The 6,453-nt window shown below is 41.8% G+C and carries 8 protein-coding genes, 1 pseudogene and 1 other annotated feature; all 9 genes and pseudogenes read left to right on the top strand.

Annotation, left to right across the window (positions count from 1 at the left end; translation table 11 throughout):
• On the top strand, positions 1-374 hold a 374-nt coding region (locus AB685_RS24960), incomplete at its 5' end, for a PRC-barrel domain-containing protein (RefSeq protein ID WP_047973290.1).
• A 13-nt stretch (positions 375-387) separates the two neighbouring features.
• Positions 388-576 carry a hypothetical protein gene (locus AB685_RS24955; RefSeq protein ID WP_047973289.1) on the top strand — a complete coding sequence of 63 codons (189 nt, stop codon included), beginning with the start codon at positions 388-390 and terminating at the stop codon, positions 574-576.
• Between the two features lie 26 nt (positions 577-602).
• On the top strand, positions 603-791 hold the full coding sequence (locus tag AB685_RS24950; RefSeq protein WP_047973288.1) for a DUF3918 family protein: 189 nt from the start codon (positions 603-605) through the stop codon (positions 789-791).
• A gap of 108 nt (positions 792-899) precedes the next feature.
• Positions 900-1,967 carry an AI-2E family transporter gene (locus AB685_RS24945; protein ID WP_053073950.1) on the top strand — a complete coding sequence of 356 codons (1,068 nt, stop codon included), beginning with the start codon at positions 900-902 and terminating at the stop codon, positions 1,965-1,967.
• Positions 1,968-2,013: 46 nt separating this feature from the next.
• Positions 2,014-2,223, top strand: a binding site (T-box leader).
• Between the two features lie 49 nt (positions 2,224-2,272).
• Complete coding sequence (gene alaS / locus AB685_RS24940) at positions 2,273-4,912, top strand: alanine--tRNA ligase (protein WP_047973287.1); 2,640 nt, start codon at positions 2,273-2,275, stop codon at positions 4,910-4,912.
• A gap of 87 nt (positions 4,913-4,999) precedes the next feature.
• On the top strand, positions 5,000-5,272 hold the full coding sequence (locus tag AB685_RS24935; RefSeq protein ID WP_047973286.1) for an IreB family regulatory phosphoprotein: 273 nt from the start codon (positions 5,000-5,002) through the stop codon (positions 5,270-5,272).
• On the top strand, positions 5,269-5,688 hold the full coding sequence (ruvX, locus tag AB685_RS24930) for a Holliday junction resolvase RuvX (protein ID WP_047973285.1): 420 nt from the start codon (positions 5,269-5,271) through the stop codon (positions 5,686-5,688). The genes AB685_RS24935 and ruvX overlap by 4 nt, the downstream gene beginning before the upstream one ends.
• Positions 5,689-5,712: 24 nt before the next feature.
• Positions 5,713-6,009, top strand: coding sequence for a DUF1292 domain-containing protein (locus AB685_RS24925; protein WP_047973284.1), 297 nt, complete (start codon positions 5,713-5,715; stop codon positions 6,007-6,009).
• A 257-nt stretch (positions 6,010-6,266) separates the two neighbouring features.
• Positions 6,267-6,453 (top strand): annotated as a pseudogene (locus AB685_RS24920) (aminodeoxychorismate lyase); the annotation flags it as partial.

Here is a 6,453-nt window from a genome sequence, read left to right as displayed (position 1 = left end):
TTGAGGGGTTTGTAGTCGATCGAAAAGGGTGGCTAAATCATCATCTTTTTCTTCCGGTTGAAGCGGTTATGAGTTTTGGTGATGACGGCGTAATGGTTAGGAGTGAAGATGACCTCTCACGTTACGACAGAAAAGACCACCACTCTCATTCTTTAAAATTGGGGAAGAGACGTCTTCAAGGCCTAGCTTTACTAACCACTGAAGGGGAGAAGGTAGGACTGGTAGAAGATGTATATTTTGAAGAAGAAGTGGGGACAATCGTAGGGTATGAAGTGACCGATGGATTGGTAGCTGACTTAATAGAAGGTCGAAAGGTGATTAAAGCCAAGGGACCTCTTATTGTTGGCAAGGACAAAGCCATCGTGTCGATTTAAGGAGGCCCTACGTATGCAATGTCCAAACTGTAAATCAAAAGATATCGGTAAAATAGGTACAAACCAATATTATTGCTGGAATTGTTTTGTTGAGATGAGCTTGCTAAAAGGGAAGCTTTCTTTGCATCAAGTCGAGGAAGATGGCTCGCTCAGTTCTTTAGATGATTTGTTTGAAGATCAGGATCTGCATGTTGGACTGTAATCCAATATAAAAGGTGGTGTCATCCGATGAGGAAAGCTTTTACGTCTCTACTAGCTGTTGGAGTGGGAGCTGCTGCTTATTCGATGAGTAGTCGCCAAAACAAGCGGAAGTTTGATCAATTCATTCAACCGATTAAAGGGTTAGATATGAATAAGTATTTCAACAACCGAACATGGAAAAAAACGAAGAAACAATTAGCGAAACGTTTCTCGTAGGAAATGCGACAAGCTTGTCTACTTTGTAGGCAGGCTTTTTTGTTTGAACTGATAAACAAACTCAAATTGTACACACTACAAGTAGAGAAGCCCAAGGAGGTGTGTGTAGTGGAGAAACGGCTGAATGAGTATAAGTGGATCAACAAGCTCGTGCTTGTGTTATTAGTGCTGCTTATTGTCTTTATGGCAGTTCAATTACTTCCTTTGCTTGAACCGATTTTCAAAGTCATAAAAGCTCTCCTTCTCCCACTTACCTTAGCGGTTCTCTTTACATACTTTCTCCATCCACTTGTTGAAGGATTGCACGATTGGGGGCTACCACGTTCAGTAAGTGTACTAGTTGTTTTTTTAATCCTTCTTTTAACAGTAGGATTTTTGATTGTATGGGGAGCTCCAGCTTTAGTTGAACAAATACGTCATGCGATGGAGAGATTGCCTGAACAAATTAGAGCATTAGAGGACTTCATKTTTCAAATTCAAAGTGAGGTGCGAACACTTCCCTCTCCCATTAGAGTTCACATTGAAGAATGGTCCACTCAAGCAGAGCAACTCGGAGCCAGGGCATTGGACCAAACAGAGGCTGTCGCCTTATGGGTGATTCAATCAATGTTTAGTTTGATCGTTATTCCATTCTTGGTGTTTTATTTTCTAAAAGATTTTGATCTTGTCCAAAAGGTTGCTTGGTATCTAACACCGAGAAGATGGAGAGGTAGATTAAAACGTTATGTAGAAGACGTGGACCATACATTTGGCAGCTATATCCGTGGACAGCTTCTTGTTGCGCTTGCAGTAACGATTATTTCTAGCCTGGGCTTTTGGCTTATTGGAGTGCCGTATCCCATTTTATTAGGAATTTTTATGGGAGCGACTGAGATGATTCCTTATTTCGGGGCTTATATTGGAGCTGTACCTGCTGTAGCCGTCGCCTTACTTGAATCTTGGCAACTTGCTCTTATCACTTCGGTTTTTATATTAATTTTACAACAAATTGAAGGTAATGTACTTTCCCCTGTAATTGTAGGAAGGACTTTGCATATGCATCCCATCTTGATCATCCTGGCGTTAGTAATTGGGGTTGAGGCAGGTGGTGTTATCGGGTTATTGGTAGCTGTTCCCCTCCTTGCGATTTTAAAAGTCACGTTACTGCATATTCGACTATATTTCATCAGTCATTGACAAGAGTATTACCGCTTTTCTATAATAAGAGACAAATGATCGATTAATGAACACGTTGACGGAATGAAGTAMGAATCAGTCCGCACTAAGAGAGGTGACCCCTATGGCTGAGAGGGTTGCTGTGTGAAGGGATTCGGAAAGCTACTCCTGAGTGCAGGCAAAACCCTGCCGTTCGCCGCGTTAAGGCTTCGAGTGATGGATGAATGATCATCCATAATTAGGGTGGCACCGCGTGAATACAACTCTCGTCCCTTCTTTTTGGGATGAGGGTTTTTTTGTATGTAAATAAAAAGGAGATGACGATGATGAAATCACTAACTTCAGCACAAGTACGCCAAATGTATCTTGATTTCTTTAAAGAAAAAGGACATGACATAGAGCCAAGTGCATCACTTGTTCCACATGAGGATCCATCTTTGCTTTGGATTAACAGTGGGGTGGCAACACTTAAGAAATACTTCGACGGCCGTGTCATTCCAAGTAATCCTCGTRTTACAAATGCTCAAAAATCGATTCGTACAAACGATATTGAAAATGTAGGAAAAACAGCTCGTCACCATACGTTCTTTGAAATGCTAGGGAACTTCTCAATCGGTGATTATTTTAAAGAAGAAGCAATCGAGTGGGGTTGGGAGTTTTTAACGAGTGAAAAATGGATTGGGTTTGATCCTCAAAAATTATCCGTAACTGTTCACCCTGAAGATAATGAAGCCTATGACTACTGGGCAGAGAAAATTGGCGTTCCAGAAGAGCGTATTATTCGTCTTGAGGGGAACTTCTGGGATATCGGAGAAGGCCCAAGTGGTCCTAATACCGAGATTTTCTATGACCGTGGACCATCTTATGGTAATGATGAAAATGATCCAGAGCTGTACCCAGGTGGAGAAAATGAGCGCTACCTTGAAGTGTGGAACCTTGTGTTTTCACAGTTCAACCATAATCCAGATGGTACATACACGCCACTTCCTAAGAAAAACATTGATACAGGAATGGGTCTTGAGCGTATGGTATCTGTTATTCAAGATACGCCTACTAACTTTGAGACTGATCTATTTATGCCAATTATCCAAGCAACAGAGCAGTTAACACCAGTTAAATACAATGCAGACATAGAAACYGATGTCGCATATAAGGTCATTGCTGACCATGTTCGTACTGTCACATTTGCTGTTGGAGACGGAGCGCTTCCATCAAATGAAGGTCGTGGCTATGTTCTTCGTCGCCTTCTTCGCCGTGCAGTACGTTATGCAAAATTGATTCAAATTGATCGTCCATTCATGTATGAGCTTGTTCCGGTTGTTGGCGAGATTATGGTTGATTTCTACCCAGAAGTAAAAGAAAAAGTAGACTTCATCCAAAAGGTAATGAAAACAGAGGAAGAGCGTTTCCATGAGACGTTAAACGAAGGCCTTGGTATCTTGGAAAAGATCCTGACTGAAGCAAAAGCAAAAGGTGAAGACGTGATTTCTGGGCGTGATGTATTCCGTTTGTATGACACATATGGCTTCCCGGTTGATCTTACGGAAGAATATGTAGAAGAAAAGGGCTTGACGATTGATCGAGCTGGCTTTGAAGTAGAAATGGAACAACAACGTAACCGCGCTCGTGCAGCTCGTCAAGAATCAGGATCGATGCAAGTTCAAGATGAGCTATTAGGTGATATTAATGTGAGTAGCACATTCGTAGGCTATGAGCAGCTATCAACGCAAGGTACTGTGAGCGTATTAATCGCAAATAAAGAACGTGCAAACAGTGTACCTGCAGGTGAGACGGCTCAATTAATTTTAAGTGAGACACCTTTCTATGCAGAAAGCGGTGGACAAGTAGCCGATACAGGAACGATTGTCGGTGAGGGAGTAGTAGCACGCGTAACAGAAGTAACAAAAGCTCCTAATGGTCAGCATCTTCACACGGTAACAGTTGAAGAGGGAGAGTTAACAGAAGGTGTGACGGTAACAAGWACAGTTGAGGAGACTGCTCGTATTGGGATTGTCAAAAACCATACAGCAACGCACCTATTGCACCAAGCACTTAAAGATGTCCTTGGAACACATGTGAACCAAGCTGGTTCTCTCGTTTCAGAAGAACGTCTGCGTTTTGATTTCTCTCATTTTGGTCAAGTAACGAAAGAAGAGCTTACGAAAATTGAAGAAATAGTCAATGAGAAGGTTTGGAATGCAATTTCGGTAAACATTAGTGAGAAAAAGCTTGCTGAAGCAAAAGAAATGGGTGCGATGGCATTATTTGGAGAGAAGTACGGTGAGACGGTTCGTGTCGTACAAGTTGGAGACTACTCTCTTGAGCTTTGTGGTGGTTGCCATGTAGCCAATACAGCAGAGATCGGGCTATTTAAAGTCGTATCTGAATCTGGTATTGGAGCGGGGGTACGTCGTATTGAGGCGGTCACAGGCCAAGGTGCTTATGAATTTATGAACGATCAATTACGCTTACTTTCAAAAGCATCAGATCTAGTGAAAGCGAAAAATGTGAAAGATGTGCCAACTCGTATCGAAGCACTTCAGCAACAAATTCGTGAACTGCAACGTGAAAATGAATCAATCTCTGCAAAATTGGGCAACATGGAAGCTGGAAACCTAATTGACGAGGCAGTAGAAGTAAATGGTGTTCGCGTTCTTGCAAAACAAGTCAATGCTAGTGATATGGACGGTCTCCGTGCGATTGTCGATAAACTAAAACAAGACCTTGATTCAGGTGTGATTGTTCTCGGTGCAGTGTCTGGTGAAAAAGTGAATCTAGTTGCTGGTGTGACAAAAGATTTAATTAGCCAAGGGCATCATGCTGGAAAACTTGTAAAAGAAGTCGCAACACGTTGTGGCGGCGGCGGTGGTGGTCGTCCTGATATGGCACAAGCAGGCGGTAAGAAGCCAGACCAGTTAGCAGAGGCTCTAGCATATGTTCCTGAATTCGTTAAAACAATTTCCTAATTTGAACAATTTCGTGTACAATAGAAGAAGACAACCTTTTTGTATGCATGTAGTCAATAAAGGTAAAGAAAGAGAGAGGTGTTTGTGATGGGCTCTATGGACAAGACAATGCAATTTAACTTTCCTGATGATTCCGTTGACGTTGACGTCCAAGAGGTATTACTTTCGGTATATGAGGCACTTGAGGAAAAAGGGTACAACCCGATCAATCAAATTGTAGGCTATTTACTTTCTGGTGATCCGGCGTACATCCCTCGTCACAAGGATGCTCGTGCACTTATTAGAAAGCTTGAGCGCGATGAACTGATTGAACAGTTAGTGAAGTCTTATTTGTCACAGCACCGTAAGGAGAATGAATGAGAGCTTTAGGACTTGATGTAGGAACCAAAACAGTTGGAATTGCCCTTAGTGATGAATTAGGTTGGACAGCACAAGGTCTTGAAACACTTCGTCGCAACGAGGAAGACCCTGAGGATGATATGCAAAAGATCGCTGCTATTGCCAAAGAACATGAAGTGGGTACAATTGTGATTGGTTTGCCAAAAAACATGAACGGCTCCATAGGACCAAGTGGTGAACGTTCGCAGGAATTTGCAGAATCGCTCAAAAAACATTATGATTGTGAAATGGTGATGTGGGATGAGCGCTTGACAACGGTTGCTGCTGAGCGAATGCTTATCAGTGCTGATGTGAGTCGTAAGAAACGTAAAAAAGTAATTGATAAAATGGCTGCTGTGATGATTCTTCAAGGGTATCTTGATCGAAAAAGCATGTAGCATGAATAGAAGAGGTGTAGACGTATGGCACAAGAAGAAAAAGAACGTATTGTAATTCCAGATGAAAATGGCGATGAGCATCTATTTGACGAGCTTTTCAAATTTACTGTTGATGAAACAGGTAAAAGCTATATCTTAGTCACTCCAGTTGGAGAAAACGAAGATGATAGTGATGAAGAGGAAGTTGAAGTATTTGCATTCCGTTATGAAGACCGTGAAGACGTTGATAATGATATCGCGTTGTACCCAGTTGAAACAGACGAAGAGTGGGAAATGGTTGAGGAAATGCTTAACACATTCTCTGGTGAAGAAGAAGAGTAAGTTTCGCATAAAGACAAGCCCTTTTGCTCAAGCTGAGCAGAAGGGCTTTTTGGCGGTTTTAGTACGTTTTTTTCAATCTGACGCAAAAGTGTCACATTTTTGATTGCTATGCCTTATAGATAATGACCTTTCCTATAACTTGGCGAAAACCCCCCCTATATACTCACATGTAGGCGAGCTTTTTCGCCTCTTAAACAATTTGTTTACTGACAGACGCTTGAAATATAGTATAATGGGACGGTGGAAGGGGGAGAACAATGTCTGATTCCAACGAAAAACCACGAAATGATGTATATGAAGAACGGGTATCAGAGGCGAAAGTGGTTCGCAAAATCGTCTTATATAGTGTCATCGGCTTAGCTGTAATGACCTTAATAGCCATTATAAGTGGTTATTTTTATTTTAAAAATGCTCTAGGGCCAGTGGACTCTGGTGAAGGGGAAA

It is taken from the genome of Bacillus sp. LL01 (genome assembly GCF_001037965.1).
The sequence above is the reverse complement of the archived record's forward strand: the minus strand, read 5'-3'. Positions and strand labels throughout refer to the sequence as shown.

Bases quoted from the DNA above. Each gene is read 5' to 3' on its own strand.
- AB685_RS24955 (WP_047973289.1), top strand. From the start codon at position 388: ATGCAATGTCCAAACTGTAAATCAAAAGATATCGGTAAAATAGGTACA.
- AB685_RS24925 (WP_047973284.1), top strand. From the start codon at position 5,713: ATGGCACAAGAAGAAAAAGAACGTATTGTAATTCCAGATGAAAATGGC.
- AB685_RS24950 (WP_047973288.1), top strand. From the start codon at position 603: ATGAGGAAAGCTTTTACGTCTCTACTAGCTGTTGGAGTGGGAGCTGCT.
- ruvX (WP_047973285.1), top strand. From the start codon at position 5,269: ATGAGAGCTTTAGGACTTGATGTAGGAACCAAAACAGTTGGAATTGCC.
- AB685_RS24935 (WP_047973286.1), top strand. From the start codon at position 5,000: ATGGGCTCTATGGACAAGACAATGCAATTTAACTTTCCTGATGATTCC.